The 23502-nt window shown below is 70.5% G+C and carries 20 protein-coding genes; 6 read left to right on the forward strand and 14 right to left on the reverse strand.

Features of this window, described 5'->3' with window-relative positions:
• Nucleotides 1-91 precede the first annotated feature (91 nt).
• From ABZS37_RS25970 to ABZS37_RS25980, 3 genes are read left to right on the forward strand one after another with little or no spacing between them, the layout of a single operon-like run.
• Nucleotides 92-1075 (forward strand): hypothetical protein, encoded by a 984-nt coding sequence (locus tag ABZS37_RS25970; protein WP_355173051.1) that lies wholly within the window; start codon nucleotides 92-94, stop codon nucleotides 1073-1075.
• Complete coding sequence (locus tag ABZS37_RS25975) at nucleotides 1068-1847, forward strand: sulfotransferase (protein WP_355173053.1); 780 nt, start codon at nucleotides 1068-1070, stop codon at nucleotides 1845-1847. Before ABZS37_RS25970 ends, ABZS37_RS25975 begins: the two co-directional genes overlap by 8 nt.
• Nucleotides 1844-3349, forward strand: coding sequence for a hypothetical protein (locus ABZS37_RS25980; protein WP_355173055.1), 1506 nt, complete (start codon nucleotides 1844-1846; stop codon nucleotides 3347-3349). The genes ABZS37_RS25975 and ABZS37_RS25980 overlap by 4 nt, the downstream gene beginning before the upstream one ends.
• Here the strand turns inward: ABZS37_RS25980 and ABZS37_RS25985 are convergent.
• From ABZS37_RS25985 to ABZS37_RS26035, 11 genes are all read right to left on the reverse strand, one after another.
• Nucleotides 3346-4200, reverse strand: coding sequence for a sulfotransferase (locus tag ABZS37_RS25985; RefSeq protein WP_355173057.1), 855 nt, complete (start codon nucleotides 4198-4200; stop codon nucleotides 3346-3348). The genes ABZS37_RS25980 and ABZS37_RS25985 overlap by 4 nt on opposite strands.
• On the reverse strand, nucleotides 4197-5798 hold the full coding sequence (locus tag ABZS37_RS25990; RefSeq protein ID WP_355173059.1) for a flippase: 1602 nt from the start codon (nucleotides 5796-5798) through the stop codon (nucleotides 4197-4199). The genes ABZS37_RS25985 and ABZS37_RS25990 overlap by 4 nt, the downstream gene beginning before the upstream one ends.
• A gap of 22 nt (nucleotides 5799-5820) precedes the next feature.
• Nucleotides 5821-6864 (reverse strand): Wzz/FepE/Etk N-terminal domain-containing protein, encoded by a 1044-nt coding sequence (locus ABZS37_RS25995; RefSeq protein ID WP_355173061.1) that lies wholly within the window; start codon nucleotides 6862-6864, stop codon nucleotides 5821-5823.
• Nucleotides 6865-8289 (reverse strand): O-antigen ligase family protein, encoded by a 1425-nt coding sequence (locus ABZS37_RS26000; RefSeq protein WP_355173063.1) that lies wholly within the window; start codon nucleotides 8287-8289, stop codon nucleotides 6865-6867.
• Between the two features lie 258 nt (nucleotides 8290-8547).
• Nucleotides 8548-9864 carry a glycosyltransferase family 4 protein gene (locus tag ABZS37_RS26005; RefSeq protein WP_355173065.1) on the reverse strand — a complete coding sequence of 439 codons (1317 nt, stop codon included), beginning with the start codon at nucleotides 9862-9864 and terminating at the stop codon, nucleotides 8548-8550.
• A gap of 130 nt (nucleotides 9865-9994) precedes the next feature.
• Entirely contained in the window at nucleotides 9995-10882 is an 888-nt protein-coding gene (locus tag ABZS37_RS26010; RefSeq protein WP_355173067.1) for a sulfite exporter TauE/SafE family protein, read from the reverse strand.
• Nucleotides 10879-11478 carry a rhodanese-like domain-containing protein gene (locus ABZS37_RS26015; protein ID WP_355173069.1) on the reverse strand — a complete coding sequence of 200 codons (600 nt, stop codon included), beginning with the start codon at nucleotides 11476-11478 and terminating at the stop codon, nucleotides 10879-10881. The genes ABZS37_RS26010 and ABZS37_RS26015 overlap by 4 nt, the downstream gene beginning before the upstream one ends.
• 93 nt (nucleotides 11479-11571) lie before the next feature.
• Nucleotides 11572-12972: an MBL fold metallo-hydrolase gene (locus tag ABZS37_RS26020; RefSeq protein WP_355173071.1), complete on the reverse strand. Its 1401-nt coding sequence runs from the start codon at nucleotides 12970-12972 to the stop codon at nucleotides 11572-11574.
• Nucleotides 12973-13357: 385 nt separating this feature from the next.
• Complete coding sequence (locus tag ABZS37_RS26025) at nucleotides 13358-13627, reverse strand: metal-sensitive transcriptional regulator (protein WP_091406954.1); 270 nt, start codon at nucleotides 13625-13627, stop codon at nucleotides 13358-13360.
• A gap of 160 nt (nucleotides 13628-13787) precedes the next feature.
• The gene (gene katG, locus ABZS37_RS26030) at nucleotides 13788-16064 is read right to left on the reverse strand and encodes a catalase/peroxidase HPI (protein WP_355173073.1); all 2277 of its coding nucleotides are present in this window, start codon (nucleotides 16062-16064) and stop codon (nucleotides 13788-13790) included.
• A complete protein-coding gene (locus ABZS37_RS26035) occupies nucleotides 16061-16516 on the reverse strand; it encodes a Fur family transcriptional regulator (protein WP_355173075.1) in 456 nt (151 codons plus the stop codon). Before ABZS37_RS26035 ends, katG begins: the two co-directional genes overlap by 4 nt.
• Before the next feature lie 200 nt (nucleotides 16517-16716).
• Between ABZS37_RS26035 and ABZS37_RS26040 the strand changes: the two genes are divergently transcribed.
• From ABZS37_RS26040 to ABZS37_RS26050, 3 genes are all read left to right on the forward strand, one after another.
• Nucleotides 16717-17124: a YciI family protein gene (locus tag ABZS37_RS26040; RefSeq protein ID WP_355173077.1), complete on the forward strand. Its 408-nt coding sequence runs from the start codon at nucleotides 16717-16719 to the stop codon at nucleotides 17122-17124.
• An 8-nt stretch (nucleotides 17125-17132) separates the two neighbouring features.
• Nucleotides 17133-18278: a DUF6596 domain-containing protein gene (locus ABZS37_RS26045; RefSeq protein ID WP_355173085.1), complete on the forward strand. Its 1146-nt coding sequence runs from the start codon at nucleotides 17133-17135 to the stop codon at nucleotides 18276-18278.
• A gap of 450 nt (nucleotides 18279-18728) precedes the next feature.
• Nucleotides 18729-19763 (forward strand): glycoside hydrolase family 11 protein, encoded by a 1035-nt coding sequence (locus ABZS37_RS26050; RefSeq protein ID WP_355173087.1) that lies wholly within the window; start codon nucleotides 18729-18731, stop codon nucleotides 19761-19763.
• A 145-nt stretch (nucleotides 19764-19908) separates the two neighbouring features.
• Here ABZS37_RS26050 and ABZS37_RS26055 read toward each other — a convergent pair whose 3' ends face one another.
• From ABZS37_RS26055 to ABZS37_RS26065, 3 genes are all read right to left on the reverse strand, one after another.
• Nucleotides 19909-21327 carry a serine/threonine-protein kinase gene (locus tag ABZS37_RS26055; RefSeq protein ID WP_355173079.1) on the reverse strand — a complete coding sequence of 473 codons (1419 nt, stop codon included), beginning with the start codon at nucleotides 21325-21327 and terminating at the stop codon, nucleotides 19909-19911.
• Between the two features lie 298 nt (nucleotides 21328-21625).
• Complete coding sequence (locus tag ABZS37_RS26060) at nucleotides 21626-22519, reverse strand: SGNH/GDSL hydrolase family protein (RefSeq protein ID WP_355173081.1); 894 nt, start codon at nucleotides 22517-22519, stop codon at nucleotides 21626-21628.
• A gap of 121 nt (nucleotides 22520-22640) precedes the next feature.
• Entirely contained in the window at nucleotides 22641-23255 is a 615-nt protein-coding gene (locus ABZS37_RS26065; protein WP_355173083.1) for a dihydrofolate reductase family protein, read from the reverse strand.
• Nucleotides 23256-23502 lie beyond the last annotated feature (247 nt).

Genomic DNA, 23502 nt, shown 5'->3' on the forward strand with positions numbered 1-23502 from the left:
TGGCCTCCCGCCATGATCTCCCGATAGCCTGGCTCCGCCGGTCGCACCCGCTCTCGGTGGGGCAGGACCGGTGCCCGAACGAGGAGGACCCGTGGCAGCCGACGACGAGGTCTCCACGCTCGCGTACACCGCCCGGCGGGTGAGGCGGCATCTGCGCTGGGCCCGGACCGAGGGGATCGGACGGCTGATCGAGGAGGACCGCCTCAACCCCGTCGACCGGATCGGCACCGCCCTGGCGAAGCGACGCTTCAGACGGCGGGCCGGCCGAGCACCCGGCTCGGCGGTGCCGGTCTACCTGGTCGGCCTGCAACGGTCAGGCACGAACATGCTGGTCCGAGGACTGGACTCGGCCCCCGAGGTCGAGGTTCGCAACGAGAACGACCGCACCCTCTTCCACCGCTTCCAGCTCCGCCCGGATGAGGTGCTGACCGCGACGGTCCAGCGCAGCCGGCACGCGTACGTCCTGGTCAAGCCGCTCTGCGAGAGCCACCGCGTGGACGAGTTGCTGGCTCTGCCCGGGCTGGTTCCCGGACGCGCGCTCTGGGTCTACCGCGACGTCGACGACCGGGCCCGCTCCGAGGTCGCCAAGTTCGGTGACGCCAACCTGCGGGCGCTGCAGGCGATCGCCGACGGCACCATCGGCCGGCGGTGGCAGGGTCAGCGGCTCGACGCCGACACCATGGAGCTGATCCGGGGCCACGACCCGCACCGGTTGGACCCGCACAGCGGCGCGGCGCTCTTCTGGTACGTCCGCAACTCGCTCTTCTTCCAGCTCGGCCTGGACCAGCGGGCCGACGTGCTGCTCTGCCGCTACGACACACTGGTCGCGGAGCCTGCGGCACAGGTCCGGCGACTCTGCGCCTTCCTCGGCTTCCCCTACCATCCCCGGCTGCACGCGCACATCGCCCCGCGCCAGTCCCACGCTGCCGGCGCCGCGGGCTACCAACCACTGCCGATCGACCCGCGCGTCCGGGCCCTCTGCGACGAGCTGACCGACCGGCTCGCACGCCCCGCCGCCGACGCACGCCCCGTCGCCGACGCCCGATCCGACCACGAGGTGGCCGACCGTGGCTGAACCCGAAACCCGTACCGCGCCGATCTTCCTGGTCGGGTGTCAGCGGTCCGGAACCACCATGGTGCGTCTCGTCCTGGACTCGCACTCGAACATCAGCTGCGGCCCCGAGACCAGGTTCCTGCCCGACCTGCAACGGATCGTCGGGCGGGACTGGGAACGGCTGGCCCGCTTCGGCTTCCCGCGCGAGGACTGGCTACGCCGGATCCGCGACTTCTTCGGCGGCGTCCACGCCGACTACGCCGCCGCGCGGGGCAAGACCCGGTGGGCCGACAAGACCCCGCTGTACGCCATGTCGCTCGACTTCGTCACCGAGGTCTTTCCGGACGCCCAGATCGTGCACCTGATCCGGGACGGGCGCGACGTGGTGGTCTCGCACCGCAAACGGTTCGGCTACTGGTCCGCTGTCAAGTGCGTGGTGAAGTGGCCGCGCTACATCCGGGCCGCCCGGGCGGTGGGCGCCACCCTGCCAACGGACCGCTACTACGAGCTGCGGTACGAGCAGGCGGTCACCGAACCGGAGAAGGCGATGCGCGGCCTCTTCGAGTTCCTCGGCGAGCCGTGGGAGGACGGCATCCTCGACTACGACAGCAAGCAGCACGACGTGGCCCAGAAATACACCACCGAGGCGGAGAAACGGCGGGCGGCGGCGAGCGTCACCGCGCCGATCTACGGCTCGCGGGTGGGCACCCACCGCCGCGAACTCGACCCGTTCCTCCGCCTGTTGGTCTGGGTCTTCTCCGGTCCGACCCTGCGCGCCCTCGGCTACCGATGAACCGCGTCCACCGGCTGCGCGCGTTCGCCGCCGCACTCGCCGCCGCACTCGCCGCCACGCTCGTCGTCACCGCCGGCTGCACCGCCGACGGTGACGATCCCCCGGCGGCCCCGCCGGGCGCCGGCACCCCATCCGGTACGGCGGCACCCGGTGACGCCGCACCAGGGCGCACCGTCGACGGGGTGAGCAACCCGTTCGGCGCGCACTGGGACTGGTCGCGGTACCAGCAGTTCGCGCCGTACCTGCGCCGGATCGCCGGTTCGGCGACGTACGAGGAGATCTCCTGGTGCGAGATCGAACGGACCTCGGGGCAGGTGGACTGGGCCGGGTTGGACGAGATCGCCTCCCGCAGCCGGGAACTGGGCATCACCCTGCACCTGAAGATCCGTACCGGGGTGTGCTGGGCGACCGGTGGCACCGCGCGGTACACCCGAGGCGCGGCGAACAAGACCGAGTCCGCGATGCCCACCGACCTCGGCGCGTACCAACGGTTCGTCCGCTCGGTGGTCCAGCGCTACGGCCCCTACGGGGTGCGGGAGTACGCGATCGAGAACGAGGTCAACGCGCCGAGTTACTGGGCCGGCAGTCCCGAGGACTACGTGCGGCTGGTCAAGGCGGCGGCCGAGACGATCCGCGCGACCGACCCGCAGGCCAGAGTGGTCGATTCCGGCATCAGCAGCGTCGCGTACGGCATGGGTGTCGCCGACCGGCTGCTGCGTGCCGGTCGGGCGCCCGAGGCGGTCGCCGCCTACCAGGCGTACTTCCAGCGACGCGTCGGCACCAGAGGGCAGCAGATTCCGGCGGTGACCGGCGAGGCGCAGCTCCGCAAGGCGCTCGGCACCGAGACCAACAGCCGCAGTCTGCGTTTCCTGGCCGCGACCCAGTCCCTGTTGGCCGACCGCACGGTCGACGTCCGGCAGGTGCATTTCTACGAGCACTTCAGCGGGGTGGCGCCGCTGCTGGACTACCTTCGGGCGACGACGCCGGCCGGTGCCCCGATCCAGGCGTGGGAGGTCGGCCAGTTCTGGCGCGACGGTGACGGTGACCCGGCCAGCCGGGCCGCTGAGATGGTCAAGACGGTCACCCTGCTGGCCGCCGGCGGGATCGGCGAGATCAGTTGGTTGCCGTTGGCGTACAACCCGAACAACGCGGCCGGCAGCGAGGTCCGCTACGGCCTGCTCGACCCGGACGGCACCGAACGCGAGGCCGGAAAGATGTTGGCGAGCCTGGCCGACGCGGCCCGGGACGCCACCGTCACCCCGTTGCCCGCCTCGGTGGCCGGCAAGGTGAACGGGGTCGCGTTCGTCCGCGGCGGATCGAGCACACTGGTGCTCTGGTCGGCGTCGAACACGCCGGTGACCGTGCCGGCGGCACCGGGCGGGCGGACCGGGGCGCTGGGTGGTCCACTCCGCGCGGCCGGTGGCGGCACCACCGTGACCGACGTCCCCGCCCTGCTCCGCGCCGACCAGCCGGTGGACCGGATACTCGCCGAGGTCGGCTAACGGGCGGGCCACGGGTCGGGCCAGCCGAGCAGAGCGGCCAGGCGGGCGTTGTGGGGCTTGAAGTGCTCGGTCAGGCGGTCCCGCAGATCCGGGGTGAGCTGGGAGGTGCCGTCATCGACGCGACGCGTGTGCCGGGTGAACGCCTCGGGTGTGAAGGCCGGCAGGTCGAGGAAGCTCAGAATCTCGCCGTACGTGCCCGCCGGGTCGACGTTCAGGTCTTCGGTCCGGGTGACGTGGATCCGCTCCCGGGGAACGTGCGCGAACCAGCGTTCCAACTGCTCGGCGTAACGGCCCCGGGCGGCGTACGAGTGGTTGCGTAACGCCGAGTGGGCGGCACGGGTGTCCGGCCCGCCGCGCATCGCCCGTGCCAGCCGGTCCTCCTCCGCGTCGAGCGCGTCGGCGAAGGAGAGCGGCTCCGCCCCGTACGAGCGGGTGTGCAGGTAGTGCGAGTACGCCCGCTGCACCGGGTCGCGCAACAGTGCGACGAAGCGGGCCTCCGGCAGGGTCGCCGCGACCCGGGACGGCACGCTCGGATGGAACAGGTAGTAGGGGCTCGCCTCGAACGTGCGCTCGTCCGGGGCGAGGCGCGGGAAATGCCCCCGGTACCAGCGCGTACCCCGACCGTGGTGGACGCTGAAGTACTGCAACTCCTTGCCGGTGGCCACCCGTACCCGGGGATGCGCGGCGAGGTGGTGGTACAGCGAGGTGGTGCCGCAGCGCTGCCCGCCGATCACCAGGAAGTCGGGAAGCGGGCCGGGCTCCCCCGGCCTCGCCGCGCGTCCCCACGCCCGCGCGGCGCGTACCCCCCGGCGCAGCCGGTCGGTGACCTGGCGCCGAGCGACGCCGGTCATGAGCCGGCTCCGGTGTGGCCCGTGCCCGCACCCGCACCAACGGCGGGACCGGAGTCGGGGACGGCGGCGCGTCGACCGCCTCGACGGGTCACCGACCGCAACACCATGACGTCCTCCCGACTGAGCCCAAGGGCGAGCACCGCGGCAAGGTAGACGGCCACGATCGCGGCCAGACCGACCGTGAGCTGCGCGATCCAGTCCTCGACGAGCCACCGCACACCGAACCCGACGGCCAGCGCGACCAGCGCCGCGACCAGCCCCTTGACCATGCCGGCCGTCACCGGCACGGTGTGCACCTGCGCGCGCACCTGCCAGACCCGGGCGACGTTCACCGCGGCCAACGAGACCGCCCAGGCCACCGCCGCACCGAGGATCCCGTGTGCCGGGATGAGCCAGAGGTTGAGCAGGATGTTGAGCACCAGGGCGGCGAGGTTGTCGACCATGTTGACCGAGACCCGGCCCGACATGTTCAGCAGCGTCCCGCAGGGCCCGGTCGCCGCGTTGACGAGCTGACCGAGGGCCAGCACGATCGTCACCGTCGCACCGGCGGCCAGGCCGGGCCCGCCGATCAGACGCAGCAACTGCTCCGGGAAGACCAGCAACGCCACGAAGGCCGGGAGCGACAGTCGGACCACCCACCCGGTGGCGACCTGGTAGATCCGGCGTACCTCGTCCAGCCGGCCCTGGTGGTAGAGATGCGCCAGATGCGGGCCGAACGACGCGTTGACCGGCGCGAGCACGAACACCGCGATCGTGACCAGCCGCGTCGCCACGTGGTAGACGCCGATCGCATCGGCGCCGTAGTCGAAGAACCCGAGCAGCAACGCGTCCACCCAGATCAGCCCGGTGGAGGAGAGCGAGGAGACCCAACTGACCGTGGAGAAGCGGAACAGCTCGCCCGGGCGGTACGCGGGCCGGGCGGCGGGCACCCGGCGCACCATCCGGGCGAGCGCCACGAGAGCGAACGTGGCGGCGCTCCAACTCGCCACCACCAGAGCCCAGAACGCGCCGGTCAGGCCCGCCCCGACCGCGAGCGCCAGCGCGGTGAGCACCAGCCGCGCGGCCGGCTCGTAGACCTGGCCGATCAGCGCGTAGGCCCGCTGCGTGCGCCAACCCCGGGTGGCCGCGAGCGCGGCCTCGCAGATGGTCGCGGCGGGCAGGCACAGCGCGACCAACCGCAGCCCGGTGGTGAGGTGCGGATCGTGCAGGGCCTCGGCGAGCCACGGTGCGCCGACCGCCAGACCGACCGCGATCACAGTGGACGCCACGGCCGAGATGCCGATCCCGAGCCGGATCGCGCCCCGGAGCGCGGCCGGCTCGTCGTCGGCGAGATGCACCGCCACGAAGCGGGTCAGCCCAGCCCGGAAACCGGAGAGCGAGAGCAGCCCGAGCAGCGACAGCACGGCGTAGACCTGGGCGTACCGGCCGACCTCCCGTAGACCCAGCACCCGGGCCAGCAACAACATGACCAGGAAGAGCGCCACCTGGCTGAACACCGCGCTCGCCAGGTTCAGCATGCCGCCGCGCGCCATGCCGCGTACCTGCTGATCGCCGGCCTCCGGCGCGGTCGGCGACCGGCCGGTCAGCTCGCCGCGCACCCGGCGGCCCGTTCCCGGATGGTCACGGCCTCGCCGCGGTCACGGACTCCGCCGGCACCGACGGCTCGCCGGACGAGGAGACGGCCGGCGCGGTGGTCGGGCGCGCGGCGGCACGACCCCGCGAGAACAGTTCGAGGACGCCCACCAGCAGCACCCCCAGCAGCAGACCGGCCCCGCCCACCGGCAGGACGGTACGCACCAGCTCCGTCAGCCGGCTCACCTCGTGCGCCTCGCCGATGCTGGTCACCTGCTTCGGATCGGCGGCCTGGGCCTGCGCACGAGCGGCCTGCAACCCCTCGCGCGCCTGGGACAACGCATTGGTCGCTGCATCTCGCTGGGCGAGCAGGGCCTGGTAGTCGGGGAGCTTCGGCCCCAGGTCGTCGAGCTTCTTCTGGGCTGCGGTGATCGCGGCGGCCGCCGCGTCGGCGCCCCGGCCGTTGCCGACCGCCTGCATGGAGAGCTGCTGCTGCCGCAAGCTGGTCAGCTCGCCCAGCGTCGCCTGGTAGATCCGGTCCGGCTGGGAGACCTTGTTCGCCTTCTCCCACTCACCGATCGACTTGGTGGCCGCGGTGACATCGGCGTTGGCCGCCTCGACCTCACCGGTGGCGATTCCGACCTGGGAGGAGAACAGGAAGGCCAGTGCCCGGGTGGTGGTCGCGGTGAGGACCGGCGCGACCTTCGCCTGGTCACGGGCGGTGTACGTCACCTCCAGTTGGCTGCTCGCACCGACCTGGGTGATGGCGAGGCCGTCGCGCAACCGCTCCGGCGTCACCCCGGTGTCACTGGCCACGTCGGCGAGGACCCGGGGCGAGGTGACCGCCGCGCCGAAGGCCGCGACGAACTGGTTCGCCGCCTGCGTACCGGTGTACTGCGTCCCGGCCGCACCACCCACCAGCGCCGGCGCCGCCACGTACGCGGTGCCGCTGAACTGCTGTGGTGCGAACAGGACGATGCCGGCCGCGGCGCCGGTGGCGAGCACCGGCACCCCCACGAGCACCCACAGCCGCCGCCGGGCGACCCGCAGGTAGTCGACGATCTCCACTTTCTCCCCAATGCTGTCGTTCACTCAAACCGGGACAGGCGTGCTTCGCGGCTGCTCGCCGGGCAGGTTCGCAGCCGGCTGGCGGGCGATCGCACTGGCCGCCGCGGCGAACGCGACGAAATACCAGAGCGTAACCACGTTGGAAATGACGTTGGAGGCTGCGCTGACCGCCACGAACGCGGCGGCACAGCCGGCGAAGCCGACCGCGACGCCACGCTCGAAGCTGCCCGGAGGCGCCCGGCGCAGCGCGGTCCGCGCGGTGTAGAGAAAGGCGAAGAGCATCATCAGGTACGCGCCGAGCCCGAGCAACCCCGTCTCGACGTACGCCCGCAGGAAGTCGTTGTGCGGCTTCTTCGCCTCGTCGGTCTCGCGCTGGGTCATGTTCGGCCCGATACCGGTCACCGGGTTACGGTCGGCCAGCGTGACGATCTCGGTCCAGTAACCGATCCGCCACGCCAGGGTGTTTCCGGTCGGGTCGCCGCCGACCTCGCGCGAGGTGCCGAGTTGGGCGAACCGCTCGCCGACGGCGGGCACCAGCGCCACCCCGGCGACGGCCACCAGGCAGAGGGTGACCAGCATCCGCTTGCTGCGGTGCAGCACCGCGACCACGACCAGGCCGATCGCCGCGCCGAGCAGGGCACTACGGGTGTTGGTGAGCAGCAGGAACAGCAGCGAGAGCGCGAGCAGCACGCCGAGTGACACCCGCAACCGGCGACCCAGGAAGCGGTACACCGCGAACCCGAAGATCACCATGAACATCAGGTAGCGGCCGAACGTGGTCGACTGGCTGAACGTGCCGCTGATCCGGGTGAAGTCGCCCTTCACCTCGGCCGGCGGGCTGCCGAGCAGCGACAGGACGACGGTGTAGCCGACCGCCAGCACCAACGAGGCGTAGCAGGCGAGCAGCACCCGACGGATCGCCGCAGTGTCCGGCATGAGCTGTTCCAGCACCACGAACATCACCACCACGGTGAGGATCCGCAACGCCTCCAAGAGACTGTTCGCCGGCCGGGTCGCCCCGAGGGCGCTGACCACGCTGCTGGCGCCGACGAGCAGCATGGCCCAGCTCAGCGGGGAACCGCGCAGCCGCCCGTGCCGACTGAGTTGTGCGGCCAGCCAGAGCCCGGCGGCGAGGAGGAAGAGCACCGCGAGCAGGGTGGAGGGGTCCATCGCCCTCGCCGCTCCGGCGGAGTCGGCCTGGCCGGCGCTCGGGCCGGTGAGCTTGAACAGGTCGACGCAGGAGCGGACCGCGAGCATCAGCAACACGTACCCGGCGAAACGGGTCAGCGCGAGGACGGCCACCGCGATGCCCGCGACCGCGGCGAGTGGCAACACCATGCCCTTACGGTCACCGGCCGCCATCGCGACTCCCGCGACCACCGCCACGACCGCGGCGGCCAGCGCCGCACCGCCGGTGAGGAGGCGGGGCCCGGTGAGCCACCTGCTCACGGGCACAGTCCTGTCGCCCGACGGTCTCGCATCCTCGGACCGTCCCGCATCGACCACCTGCTGCGTGTGTTGTTCCACTGATCCCACTGAACCGAATCGACGCTGCCCGGCCGCTGCCGGGCGCGGCCAACCGATGTCCCCCCGGCACAAGATCGGTTCAATCTAGCCCTGTCACCTCGACGGCAGAAGGGGCCGTTGCACCGACTGGTCCGTCCTCCGCCAGGCTGACGATGCTCCACCGGCGAGCGACCCGCACGGTCAGTCGGTGCCCGGCGCGGGTCGTGCTCTGGCCCGTCGGCCAGGCACCGGGACCATGCTGAGATAGAGCCGCTCCAACTCGCGGGCAGCGGTGTCCCAGCTGTATATCCCGGTCACCCGGTCGCCCAGCGCCACGGCACCGGCCCGTTCACCCGCCAGGTTGGCGAGCAGAGCCGTCAACACCCGGACCAGGTCGTCCTCGTCGCCGTCGCGGAACAACCGCCCTCCAGGGGCATCGGACTCCAGCACCTCGACGTGCGGCGCAATGTCGCTCGCGACCACCGGCAGCCCGTACGCGGCCGCCTCCAGCAACGTCAACGGCAGTCCTTCCAAGCGGGACGGCTGGACGAAGCCGGCGGCGCTGGCATACAGCTCGGCGAGCAGGTCGCCGTAGGCGAACCCGGTGAAGACGATCCGATCGTCCCCTTCGGCCTCACGGCGCAGCCTGTCCACGAAGTCGTCGGTGAACGACGACCCCCCGACGATCGCCAGCCGCATTTTGGTGTCGGTCCGGCGGAAGGCCCGGATCAGCAGGTCGGCCGCCTTCTCCGGAACCAGCCGGCCGACGAGCAGCAGGTAACCGCCGGGGGTCAGCCCGAACCGGGCCTCGATCTGACGGGTCAGCACCGGTTCGACCGGGTTCACACCGTTCGGAATGTAGGTCGTGGGCCGGCCGAACCGGGTCTCGTAGTGGGCGGCGAGCCCACGGGAGACCGTGACCCGCTGGTGCGGGATGTACCCGCTCAGCCAGTGGGCGCTCCCCAGCACCGTGCGCGCGGCGAGCCCCCACTTGTCTCGCTGGTTGTCCATGCCGTGCACGGTCAGGACCACCCGTGCCCGGGAGAACCAACGCGGCATCGGGGCGACCAGGCTCGGCCCGAGCCCGTGGTAGTGCACGATGTCCGGCTGGTCGGTCATCGCCGCCATCGTCGAGGCGGCCGCGTGGACGATGGCGTCGAGGTGCTTGCTCGCGATCGTGCGGACCTGGCGCAGCCGCACACCCCGGTAGGCGTTGGCTGGCGTGTCGCCGTAGCTCTTGCGGCAGTAGACCGTGACCTCGTGCCCGTAGGTGGCCAGTCGACTGGCCATCTCCTCCACGTGCCGTTCGATCCCGCCGTAGGTCGCCGGCATCCCCTTCTGGCCGATCATCGCGATCCGCAGCGGACGCCAGTCGACGCCTGGTCCAGCGGCGCTCGGTCCGGCCGGCCGCGCGGGAAGCACCCGCCCCACCGGAACGCTCTCACCCCGCTGCCGGGGAATCGCAGGACTTCCAGCGTCCTGGTCCACTTCCTCGGCCTGCAGGTCGGGATGGGCCACGATGACTCCCTGCGTGACTAGGTCCGCGCCCGCCGCCCGGGCAGATCAACACCTTGCCACGAACAGGCCCGTCCGCCAGCTGATCACTCAGACAAAAAATCCATCAGTGGGAATCGTTACCCATGGAATGTCATCCGGATGACATCGAGGTGGACGGTGGTGACGTCTGCGCCTTCCTCCGGCCCTTCAGCATGGTGAGCACGACGGAGATCGCGGCGGCGACGCCGACGCCGACCCAGAGCAGCGGGTTGGTCCGCAGGTCATCGGGCAGTTGCTGGCCGAGGACGAAGACGCCCATCGCCACGACGAACCAACCGAACACCTTGCGCAGGATGTCCGCCGGGATCCGACCGGCGAGCCGCCCACCGGCGAAGCTGCCCGCGATGGCGGCGACGGTGACCGCTGCCGCGAGGCCCCAGTTGATGTGCACACTGGACAGGTAGCCGGCCAGGCCAGCGATGGACTTCATGGCGATGACCACCAGCGAGGTGCCGACCGCGACCGGCATCGGCAGGCCACCGAGTAGCGCCAGGGCGGGCACCACCAGGAAGCCACCGCCCGCGCCGACCAGGCCGGTCACCAGTCCGACCACCACACCGTCGAGGATCACCCGTAGCACCGGCAGTTCGTGCGGCACTGCCCTGCCTTCGGCGTTGCGCCTCCCGCGGATCATCGCGACCGCGGTGGCGAGCATCATCACGGCGAACCCGGTGAGCAGGAATCCGGCCGGGATGAACTCGGCCAGACGGCCGCCGGCGTAGGCGCCGGTCATGCCGGCGAAGCCGAAGATCAGGCCGGTGCGCCAGCGCACCCGATGGGCGCGGGCGTGCGGAATGACGCCCACCGCGCTGGTGGCGCCGACGACGAGCAGCGAGGTCGCGATGGCCTCTTTCGCGGGCAGGTCAGCGACGTAGACCAGCAGCGGCACGGCCAGAATCGATCCGCCGCCGCCCAGCAGCCCGAGGCTGACCCCGATCAGCACGGCCAGCCCGATGGTCAGCGCCAGGGTCGCGGTCATGCCCGCTCCGCGGCGCTTTCGCGCAACTGGCCGACGATGGTGTCCAGGTCACAGCTGGCGCCCCGGTTGTACGGCAGTTTGCCGAGCATCATCCCCATGGCGCAGGTGTTGGTGACGGCGGCGAAGGTGAGACCGGCGCCGATGAACCCGGCCACCCACTTGAGCTGCGGCACGAACACCGAGCCGAGAACGCTGACCAGCACGATCGAGCCGGCCACGAGGCGGACCTGACGTTCGAGGTCCCACCGGGACGCGCCCCGCTTGATCGGCGCGTTGGCCGCCTGCCAGGCCATGATGCCGCCGTCGAGGACCGTCAGGTTCGGCAGGCCGACGCCAGCCAGGGTCTGCTCGGCCTGAGTGGCGCGGGCACCGGAGCGACAGACCAGCACGACGTCCTCGTCCAGGTGGTTGCGCAGCTCTTCACGGTGCTCCTTGAGGAGGTCGAGCGGCACGTTGTAGGAGCCGGGGATGTGCGACGTCTCAAACTCCGCCGGGGTACGCACGTCCAGCACGCGTGGCGCGTGGCCGGAGTCGATCAACTCGCGAAGACTGACGGCGTCGAGCGTGGCGGGGCGGGTGGTCTCGGACGTACTCATTTCTCCTCTTTCACGGATAAGTTGCCAGATGTCATGGCAGGGGGGTGCCGGCCGGCACCGGGTGGCGCCGGCCGGTGGTTCGGACTGTTCAGGTCAGGCGGCGGTGACCATTTCCAGGCCGGCGGCCTTTGCCCGGTCGAACGTGTCGTCGACCACGACCACCTCGCGGCCGGCGTTCGCCAGCAGGGAGGCGGCGGCGGTGGCCCGGTAGCCGGAACCGCAGTGCACCCAGACGGCCCCGTCCGGTACGTCGGCCAGCCGCTGGGGCAGGTCGGGCAGCGGGATGTGCACGGCGCCGTCGATGTGGCTGGTCCGCCACTCGTTGGTCATCCGCACGTCGAGGACCACGTCCGCGCAAGGCAGACCGGCAGGGACGTGGCCCTCCCGGGCCGCCGCGAGGGCCGCGAAGTCCGACATCCGCAGTTCCCGCAGCTGACCGGGATCAGCCGCCCACTGCTCGGCTTCGCCGGTGGCCTGCGCGGCCGGGCGGTCGATACCGATGCGGACCAGTTCGCGTTGAGCGTCGGCGACCTGCTGCGGGGTCTCGGCGAGCAGGGTGATCGGCACCCCCCACTCGATCAGCCAGCCGAGCCAGGTCGCCATCGGGCCGTCCAGGCCGAGGCTGACCGTGCCGGCCAGGTGCGAGGCGGCGTACGCCTTGCGGTGCCGTAGGTCCACCACCCACTGCCCGTCGGCCATCCGCTCGCGCAGTTCGGCGGCGTCGGCGCGGGTCACCGGGGTGAGGTCGACCGGGGCCGGTCCGGCCAAGTTCTGCACGCCCATGTGGGCGTAGTACGCCGGGTAGGCGTCGAGACCGGCGAGGGTCTCGGTGACGAAGTCGTCCGCCGCCAGCCTCAGGACCTGGTTCTTCTCCCTCTCCCGGCCGATCGTCGACTCGGGGGCGTCCGACTGGCTGGCCGAGCAGAAGCTGCCGAACCCGTGCGTCGGCCACACCTCGGCCCCGTCGGGCAGCAGATCCGCCAGCCGTTTCGCCGAGGTGTGCTGGTGGTGGGCCAGCTCGTGGGCGTGCTGCTTGCCCAGCAGGTCCGTCCGGCCCGTCGTGCCGAACAGCAGCGAACCGCCGGTGAAGACACCGGTTGCCTCCCAGCCGGCGCCGGTGGCGACGTCAAGGACGTACGACAGGTGGTGGAAGGTGTGCCCCGGCGTGGCGATCACCCGCAGCCGCAGCGAGTCGGAGACGGCCACCTGGTCGCCGTCGGAGACCGGCGTCCGCTCGAATCCGACCTCGTCGGCCGCTGCCACCAGGTAGTGGGCACCGGTGATCCGGGCGAGCTCCAACCCTCCCGAGACGTAGTCGTTGTGGATGTGCGTTTCCACGACGTGGGTGATGCGGACGCCCTTTTCGCCCGCGAGGTACATGATCCGATCGATATCGCGCTGGGGGTCGACCACGATCGCCACCCGGCCGTCCGACGCGAGGTAGCTGCGATCACCGAGCGAGGACGTCGCGACGACGGAAACCTCAACTGTCATGCCCTACTCCTTCCCCGATACCCCGGGGGGTATGCAAATGACATACTGCTGTCTTGTTCTTCACCTACGCGCCGTTACCCGCCCACGCCATCGCTGACGAGTGCAACTCGTCGCGGTGATAGCCGTAACGGCCGGCTAGCAGCGCAGCGGCGCGCTGCGGCCCGGGCGGTGCCATCGGACAGCCACCGCTGGGCCTGAATCGAGGCGCAGGTCCGCCGCATTTCCCACCAAGGACCAACCCTCGCCGCTTGATCAACTCCGTGTCGCCGACATTGGGGTATCCCTGACGCCGGATACCCCCACATCGGCGACATGGAGTCGATCACCGCCCGACCGGACACGACTCGACCGGGACATGGCGCGACCGGACACGACTCGGAGCGCCTCAGGCGAGGGCCAGGAAGAGCTTCTCGAGTTCCTCCTCGGTCATCTCCGGCTCCTCGCCACGTTCGCGCGCGGCCCCACAGTGCCGCATCCCCGAAGCAATGATCTTGAAACCCGCCCGGTCGATCGCCTTCGACACCGCGGCAAGCTGGGTCAGCGCCTCGCGGCAGTCCTGACCGCTCTCCATCATCTCGATGACCGCGTTGAGCTGCCCGCGTGCCCGCTTGAGCCTGGTCAGCGCATCCGACGTCATCTCCGGCCGAAGTTTCATCGACACCTCCTGCGTCCAACCATACCCCGGGGGGTATCAGTTCGCCAGGGGCGCCCGGAAGGCACCCGCGGCCAGGGCGTACCTGCTCATGGACGTGCAAATGGCCGACGAGCCCCGGTCAATCGCTGGTGGATTGACCGGGGCTCGTCGGGTGGAGCGGTCAGACGAGGTCGAACCGGTCGAGTTCCATGACCTTGGTCCAGGCTGCCACGAAGTCGTTCACGAACTTGTCGCGGGCGTCCTGGCTGGCGTAGACCTCCGCGAGGGCTCGCAGCTGCGAGTTGGAGCCGAAGATGAGGTCGACCGCGGTGGCGGTCCACTTCACCTCATCGGTGGCCAGGTCGCGGATCTCGTACACGTGCTCGTCGGACTCCGACGCCTTCCACCGGGTGCCCGGGGAGAGCAGGTTGGCGAAGAAGTCATTGGTGAGCACGCCCGGCTGGTCGGTGAGGACGCCGTGCCGCGTACCGCCGGTGTTGGCGCCGAGGGAGCGCAGGCCGCCGATGAGGACGGTCATCTCGGGCGCGGTCAGGTTGAGCATGTACGCGCGGTCGATGAGCAGCACCTCCGGCTGGGTCTTCTCGCCGGGACGCAGGTAGTTACGGAACGCGTCGGCGCGCGGCTCGAGGACCCGGAAGGACTCGACGTCCGTCTGCTCCTGAGTGGCGTCGGTGCGGCCCGCGCGGAACGGCACGGTCACCTCGACGCCAGCGTCGCGCGCTGCCTTCTCGACGGCGGCCGAGCCGGCCAGCACGATGAGGTCCGCGAGCGAGATCTCCGCGCCACCAGCGGAATTGAAGTCCCGCTGAATGCCCTCAAGGGTCTCCAGGACCGTCGCGAGCTGCTCAGGCTGGTTGACCTCCCAGCTGCGCTGCGGCTCGAGACGAAGCCGGGCACCATTGGCGCCACCGCGCTTGTCGGTGGACCGGAAGCTGGCGGCCGAGGCCCAGGCGGTGGAAATCAGCTGGGCGGTGGTGAGGCCGGACTCCAGAACCTTCGCCTTGAGGGCGGCAACGTCGGCGTCACCCACGAGTGCGCCGTTGACGGCCGGCACCGGGTCCTGCCACAGCTGCGCCTCCGGGACCCACGGCCCGAGGAAGCGGTCGACCGGACCCATGTCGCGGTGCAACAGCTTGTACCACGCCTTGGCGAATGCCAGCGCGAACTGGTCGGGGTTCTCCAGGAAGCGACGCGAGATCTTCTCGTACGCCGGGTCGACGCGCAGCGACAGGTCGGTCGTGAGCATCGTCGGCTTGTGCTTCTTCGACGGGTCGTGGGCGTCCGGGATGATCGCCTCGGCGTCCTTGGCGACCCACTGCTTCGCGCCGCCGGGGCTCGTGGTGAGTTCCCACTCGTGGGCGAAGAGGATCTCGAAGAAGCGGTTGCTCCACTGCGTCGGCACGTCGGTCCACGTCACCTCGAGACCGCTGGTGATCGTGTCACCGCCCTTGCCACTGCCGTGGGTGCTCAGCCAGCCGAGGCCCTGCGCCTCCAGGGGGGCGCCTTCGGGCTCGGCTCCCACGTGGCCGTCGGCGACGCCGGCGCCGTGGGTCTTGCCGAAGGTGTGGCCACCGGCGATGAGGGCGACGGTCTCCTCGTCGTTCATCGCCATCCGGGCGAAGGTCTGACGGATGAAGTGCGCCGCCGCCAGCGGGTCCGCGTTACCGCGAGGGCCCTCCGGGTTGACGTAGATGAGCCCCATCTCGGTCGCCCCGACGTCGGCCGCCATCTCCTGCTCGGAGACGTAGCGCTCGTCGCCGAGCCAGGCGTCCTCCGGGCCCCAGAAGATCTCCTCGGGCTCCCAGACGTCCTCGCGGCCGAAGCCGAAGCCGAAGGTCTTGAAGCCCATCGACTCCAGGGCGACGTTGCCGGCGAGCACGAGCAGGTCGGCCCACGAGATCTTCTGGCCGTACTTCTGCTTGACCGGCCACAGCAGCCGGCGGGCCTTGTCGAGGTTGGCGTTGTCGGGCCAGCTGTTGAGTGGGGCGAACCGCTGCCCACCGTCGCCGGCACCGCCGCGGCCGTCCTGGATCCGGTAGGTGCCGGCCGCGTGCCAGCTCATCCGGATCATCAGGCCGCCGTAGTGGCCGAAGTCGGCCGGCCACCAGTCCTGCGAGGTGGTGAGGACCTCGGTGATGTCCCGCTTGAGAGCCTCGACGTCGAGCTTGGCGAACTCCTGGGCGTAGCTGAAGTCGACCCCCAGCGGGTTGCCCTTCGGCGACTGGGCGTGCAGCACCGAGAGGTCGAGCTGGTTGGGCCACCAGTCCCGGTTGGTACGCGGACGACCGCCGGTCTTCGGGGTCGGCGAGTCGATCGCCGGGTTTTCACTCTCGCTGCCGTGCGCGGTCACCGAGTCGTGCGCGACCGGGCAGCCGGCCGCTTCCTTCTGGTCCACGCCCTGCGCACTCTTGGGGCCATTGTCCTGGGTGTCGCTCATGTGTTTCCTTCCGAGCTTGCGGATCTCTGGGGCATGCGTTCGGTCGCGCAGTCGGGACAGGTGCCCCAATAGACGACCTCCGCCTCGTCGACCACGAAACCGTGGTCGACCGGGGCGGTGAGACAGGGAGCGTGGCCGACGGCGCAGTCGACGTCGGCGATCGCGCCGCAGGAGCGGCACACGACATGGTGGTGATTGTCCGCGACCCGGGACTCGTAGCGGGCGGTCGCACCGGCAGGCTGGATGCGCCGCACCAGACCAGCGTCGGTGAGCACACGCAGCACGTCGTACACCGCCTGGTGGGAGACCGTGGGATGATCCGCCCGTACCAGCGCGATCACCGCGTCGGTGCCGACGTGCGGATGGTCGCGCAGCGCTGTGAGCACTGCCAACCGGGGGCGCGTCACGCGCAACGAGACGGCCCGCAGTTGCGTCTCGAAGTCGGACGTCACGTGACGAACACTAGCCCACTTTTCTGGAACGGATCAAGTTTCACCCGAGACCGTGCACCGCGGCGGCGGACGACTCACCCAGGTTCACCTGCGAGAGGAAAAACAATTCCGACTGCCATGTCGAGAACCGGTGACTGGCTCCGTCCCCGAGGTGAACCTGACGACCAAGATGGGTCGCATCAGCACCGAGGAGAACCACGATGGCCAAGTACCTGCTGCTCAAGCACTACCGCGGCGCTCCGGCTGCGGTCAACGACGTGCCCATGAACCAGTGGGCGCCGGAGGAGATCACGGCGCACGTGCAGTACATGAACGACTTCGCGGCCCGGCTCGAGACCACCGGCGAGTTCGTCGACGGTCAGGCGCTCGCCCCCGAGGGGACGTTCGTCCGGTACGACGGCGAGGGACGCCCGCCGGTCACCGACGGCCCGTTCGCCGAGACCAAGGACCTCATCGCAGGCTGGATGGTGATCGACGTCGACAGCTACGAGCGCGCCGTCGAGCTGGCCGGGGAGCTGTCGGCCGCTCCCGGAGCGGGCGGCAAGCCGATCCACGAGTGGCTCGAGCTGCGCCCGTTCCTGACCGAGCCACCCACCATCACGGAGTGACCGCTCAGCTGAACGAGGCTCTGCTCCGGCGCCTCACGCCGAGCGTGCTCGGGATCCTCGTCCGCCGCGGAGCCGACTTCGCGGCGGGCGAGGACGCCGTGCAGGACGCGCTGGTCGAGGCGGTCCGCGTCTGGCCGGCCGACCCGCCGCGGGACCCGAAGGGCTGGCTGGTCACGGTGGCCTGGCGCCGGTTCCTCGATGCGACCCGGGCCGACGCCTCCCGCCGCCTGCGTGAGGACCGGGTCGACGAGGAGCCGGCGCCCGGGCCTGCGCCCACGGTGGACGACACGCTCCAGCTCTACTTCCTGTGCGCCCACCCGTCGCTGACGCCGTCGTCCGCGGTGGCACTCACGCTGCGCGCCGTCGGAGGGCTGACCACCCGCCAGATCGCCCAGGCCTACCTGGTGCCCGAGGCGACCATGGCGCAGCGCATCAGCCGGGCCAAGCGCACCGTCTCCGGTGTGCGATTCGACCAGCCCGGCGACGTCGCCACCGTGCTGCGCGTCCTCTACCTGGTCTTCAACGAGGGCTACTCCGGCGACGTCGACCTCGCCGCCGAAGCCATCCGGCTCACCCGGCAACTCGCGGCCGCGATCGACCATCCCGAGGTGGCGGGGCTGCTCGCCCTCATGCTGCTCCACCACGCGCGACGCGCCACCCGGACCGCGCCCGACGGCAGCCTGGTGCCGCTCGCCGAGCAAAACCGCAGTCGGTGGGACACCACGTCGATCGCCGAGGGCGTCGAGATCCTCCAGGCGGCCCTCGGCCGCGACCGGTTGGGCGAGTTTCAGGCCCAGGCGGCCATCGCGGCACTCCACGCCGACGCGCCCGCCGCCGAGGAGACCGACTGGGTGCAGATCGTCGAGTGGTACGACGAACTCGGGCGCCTGACCGACAACCCTGTCGTCCGGCTCAACCGCGCAGTGGCCGTCGGCGAGGCCGACGGACCGCGCGCCGGCCTCGCGGCCCTCGCGGCACTGAACGACGCACTGCCCCGCCACACGGCGGTGGCGGCGTACCTCCATGAGCGCGACGGAGACCTGGCAACGGCGGCGCGGCTGTACGCCGAGGCGGCCCGCAAGGCCCCCAACCTCGCCGAGCGCGACCACCTGACCCGTCAGGCGGCCCGGCTCAACGCCCGCCGGCGTCGCTGACGGGTCGAGTCACGGGACCGCTTACCTCCCCGGTCCCCCGCGACAGCCGTGGCGTGATCCGGAAACTCTCCGGAACTTTCGGCCGGTCCGACTTCGACCGCACTCCCCTCGCCCAGGCTCCACTGTCATCCTTACCGGACCCTGATCGATCACTGGCCAGTAGTAACGACCTCCTGCGCGAGGCCAGCCGGCGAAACTCCGCCGCGTCAATGTTTCCGAAAATTGTTGACAAGTTGACGGCTGGGTTAATACGGTCGCCATCGACGGCGCTCTATTACCGTCAGCGCCATCCACCGCGACGCTCCCCCGGTCGTCGTGCAGGACGACCGGCCAACCACCACCACGCGGTACGAGCCGATGTCCGGTGGCCGTCATCTGGCCGCCGACAGCCTGTCGGGTCGCGCCGCACTGCTGGCCTCCCGCCAGCCGTCCCGAGGAGGAAGCGAGCACATGATCGACACCGACCAGATCCCCACCAAACCGAGGAGGCGCGGCCGGATGCGGCTGCTCCTCGGTGCCACCTGCGCCGCTGTACTGGCCGTCGCGGGCACGATGACGGCCACCAACGCGTACGCCGAGGCCGATCGGACGGTCAGCTCGAACACCACTGGCACGCACAACGGGTACTTCTTCTCGTTCTGGAAGGACAGTGGCAACGCCAGCATGACGCTGCGCGCCGACGGCCGATACTCCAGCAGTTGGGACAGGAGCACCAACAACTGGGTCGGCGGCAAGGGTTGGGCCACCGGCAGCCGACGGACGGTCACCTACTCGGGCAGCTACAACCCGGGCAACAACAACACCTACCTCGCCCTGTACGGATGGACGCGCAACCCGCTCATCGAGTACTACGTGGTGGAGAACTTCGGCAGCTACAACCCGAGCAGCGGCGCCACCCGGATGGGCACGGTCACCACTGACGGCGGCACCTACGACATCCTCCGCAGCCAGCGGGTCAACGCCCCGTCGATCGACGGCAACCAGACGTTCTACCAGTACTGGAGCGTCCGCCAGCAGAAGCGCAGCAGCGGCACCATCACCACCGCCAACCACTTCGACGCCTGGGCCCGGGCCGGCTTGAACCTCGGCAGCAACCACAGCTACCAGATCCTCGCCACCGAGGGCTACCAGAGCAGCGGCAGCTCCGACATCACCGTCTGGGAGGGCGGTGGCGGTGGCGGTAACCCCACCCCAGCACCCACCACCGGCAACCCGGGAGGCGGCAACTGCAACGCGACGCTCTCGGCCGGCCAGCAGTGGGGCGACCGGTTCAACCTCAACGTCGCGGTCAGCGGCACCAACAACTGGGTCGTCAGCCTCGGCCTTGGTGGCGGCCAGAGCGTTCAGAACAGTTGGAACGCCGCCGTCAGCGGCACGAGCGGAACCGTCACCGCCCGACCGAACGGCAACGGCAACAACTTCGGCGTAACGATCATGGCCAACGGCAACTGGACCTGGCCGACGGTCACCTGCCGAACCGGCTGACCCCGACGGACTCCTGATACCGCACGTGTGGCGTGGTGGCCTCGGCTGCCACGCCACACGTGGTGGGTAGCTCCGCCATCGACCTCGGCGTTCATGACGGCTGGTGCCGCACGAGGCCAGGGGCGACCGTGGCAGTCACCGTCGGCTAGACCCGCGGCACCGCGGTCCCTCCGGCTGCCGGTACCTCGGCCACCGGATCCTCCGCCGCCGGTTCCTCGGTGGGGTCCGCCGCTGGTTCCTCCGTCGGCTCCACTGTCGGTGCCGTCGTCGTTCCGCCCGTCGGCGCTGTCCCCGGCCCCGCAGGGGCGCTTTCCGACGTGGTAAGCCCGGGTGCACCCACACTGCTCCCGGCTGACGGCGTGGATCCGTCTGGCGTTTGCTCGCCCGCTGGGCTGGTCGCCGTCGGGGTCGAGGATCCGGGCGCTCGAACCGGCATACCCGCCGAACTGCGGGTGCCCGGTTCGCCGCCACCGGCGCCAGGGCCGGGTCCTCCCTGCGGCGACACCGATGGCGACACCGCAGGTGGCATCGACGGTCGCCCGGTCGGGCCCGGCATCATCCCGGTGGGATCAGCGAGCACCAGGACTGCGGCCGCGGCGGCCACCGATCCGACAAGCACCGCGAGCGCTCTGTGTCCAGGGTTGACCGCCCGACTCATCGCACCGGCAAGGGCCGACCGCCGGGCGGCCTGACGCGTGGTGTGCGGCCCGGTAGCGGCCCTCATCAGTTGGTCAGGCGAGTCTGCGAGGGTCTGCGCCGCGGTTGCCATGGCCGCCGCCGTCGGGAACCGGTGGGTGGGCTCCTTGGCCATCGCGGTGGCCACCAACTGCCGCACCGCTGGCGAGACGTCGTCGGACAGCGGCGGCGGTTCCTCTTCGAGGTGCCGCAGCGCCACCGCGACGGCGTTCTCGCCCTGGTGCGGGGGTCGACCGGCGAGGCAGTGGTAGACGACGGCACCCAGCGCGTAGATGTCGATCGCCGGTGTGGTCTCGTTCTTGGAGACCTGCTCGGGTGCCATGTACAGGGCGGTGCCGACCACCTGGTTCGCAGCGGTCAGGCTCGACGCTTCCTGGGTGACGGCAACGCCGAAATCAACGAGTACGACGTGCCCGTCCGGCTCGATGATCAAATTGTTGGGTTTGACGTCGCGGTGGACGACGCCGGCGTCATGCGCGGCCTGCAGGGCGCGGGCAGTCTGCGCGGCGACCGACATCGTCTCGGCCGTGTCCAGCCGGCCGACTTCGGCGATCCGCTCCGACAAGGGCTGCCCCTGCACGCACTCCATCACGATGTAGGCGAGGACCGGCGCTCCGGGCTGGGAGACTTCGCCGTAGTCGTAGACCTGGGCGACGCCCGGGTGGCGCAGGGCCGCCATCGCGCGCGCCTCCCGGCGGAACCGCTCACCGAAGTCGGCGTCGGTGACCAGTCGAGGGTGCAGCATCTTGACGGCCACGCAGCGGTCCAGGATTTCGTCGACCGCCCGCCAGACTTCGCCCATACCGCCGCTGGCGATGCTTTCGACCAGGCGGTATCGGTCTCCGACAAGTTGCCCCACACTCGGCATGAAGGTTCCGGTACCCCGGACTCGCCGATCTCAAGCAACTGCGTCTCTGCCTCGGCGCCGAGGTGCACCGCGACGACGACGGTGTGGTCGTTCCGCCGGTCGACGTGCGGGAGTAGCCCGGGGCGCGCGCCAAGGTAATCGCCGTTCGCCGATTCTGCACGCGGCGCACACGCCGGCCCCACGGATCTGACCGTGGTCACCCGGTCTCTGTCCCGGCTGGGCGAGTCGCGGGGGCGCCCGGGGTTGAGCCGGCCCCGCCGCTGTGCGGCGGGGCCGGCTCAACCGATTGCGGGCCCGGTCAGCTGTTCAGCCGGGCGAGCAGCGCGGTCGCCATGCCCTGCTCGCCTCGGGCGTTCGGGTGGAAGGGCGCGGCCGCGTTCTGTGGCACCAGTCCCTCGACCCACCGGGTGCCGCTGCTCTTGCACGCGTCGCGGCCGATCGACGGGGTGTAGACGTCGGCGTAGGTGGCGCCGTTTGCGGTCGCGGTGCTGGCCAGCATCGCGTTGAGCGACTTCTCGGTGCTACGCAGGTACGGCACGTCCTGGTAGGCGATCGGGACCACGGGCCAGCAGCCGTAACCGGTGTCCGGCACGATCGCCGGGTACCCGAGCACCACGACCCGCGCGCTCGGCGCGGCCCGGCGGACCGCCTGTAGCACGGCGGTCACCTTCGGCGCGGCAGCGGCGATCCGCGCCTGCAACTGGTCGATGCCTCCGGCGGTGTACCGGTTCTTGCAGGGCGAGCCGAGCGGGCTGCTGAGGCTTGCCTCCGCACAGTCGCCGATGATGCCGGAGAAGCCGATGTCGTTGCCACCGATCTGCACCGTCACCAGTGACGTGTTCGACGTGACCGCGTTGACCTGCGGTGGCAGCGCGATGCCCAACGCGCCGCTGCCCCCGTAGAGGATGTCGTCCGTGGTGGCGCCGGAGCAGCTCACGTCGGCGAACGACGATGAGCCGGCGGACGCTGCTACCAGCGATGGGAAGTTGCGGCTGGACCGTAGGCAGTTCAGGTCGACCTGGGTGGGGATCAACGGACCTGAGGTGTACGAGTCGCCCAACGAGACGTAGCGGCCGGCGGGTACAGCGGCGCTGGCGGGTGTGGCGACGGTGAGCAGCACGCCGGCGGTGGCCGCGGCGAGCGCGACCAACCGGGTGGCTGCCCGCAGGCGGGGCAGGCGGGGACGGGTCATGACGGCTCCCAGAGGGGATCACAGTGGTGGTGGTGCCGAGATCCTGCCGTCGCAGACGTCAGACGTCAATATCGATAAGCCTCACTAAAAGCCGTTCCGGGGTGTGGGATGGATCAGGGGGCTAGTTCCCTCCCGGCACCTGGTCCTTGACCTCGTCGTAACCGACCTTGGCCGGTGCCGCGCTCGGCGAATAGATCGCGCGGATCACGCCCGTCGGAAACGACTCCGTCGCCAACAACCGCAGGTGGTACACCGCATCGCCCTCGTCGAACAGCTTGCGGCCCTTACGCGCCGCTACGGGATGCACCAGCAGGCGCAGCTCGTCGACCAAACCCGCGGCGAGCAGTTGCTGTACCACCGAGATCGACCCGGGGATGAGGACGCCTCGGACGCCGGCATCGGCCTTGAGCGAGGTGACGGCATCGAGGAGATCACCCTGGATCAGCTCTGAGTTGCGCCAGGAGAATTCCAGCGGCTGACGCGAGACGACGACCTTGCGCACATCCCCGAGTTGCTTGGCGAACGGTGCGTCCTCCCCACCGGCAGCCTCACGGTCGGGCCAGGCTCCGGCAAAGCTGTCGTAGGTCTCGCGGCCGATGAGCAGCACGTCGGCGGTGTCATAGTCCTCACTGACGGCGCGACCCATGTTCTCGTCGAAGTAGGGAAAGTGCCAATCGGGGTCGATCTCGGCCACACCGTCGGCCGAGATGAACAGCGTGGAGATGACCTTTGCCATCGCGGTGGTCCCTTCGAGTCAGGTGGTGTCGATACGTAGACCGGCGCATCATCCCAAACTCATGGGCCAGCCACCGGCCCGTACCGATGAATGGTTCGGCGTTTCGACCTCGACGCGATGCACGACATCTGCGCAGTCCGTCAGTGCGTGCTGCGTGCCGTGGACGCCACGGCTCTCCGAGTGGGAAGGGGGGGGGGGGGGGTGGGGGCGTGCCCGCCCTAGCAAAAGGCGGGGGCGAGATAAACCC

Origin of the sequence: Micromonospora sp. NPDC005413 (assembly GCF_040606435.1) — a bacterium.
Lineage (GTDB): Bacteria > Actinomycetota > Actinomycetes > Mycobacteriales > Micromonosporaceae > Micromonospora.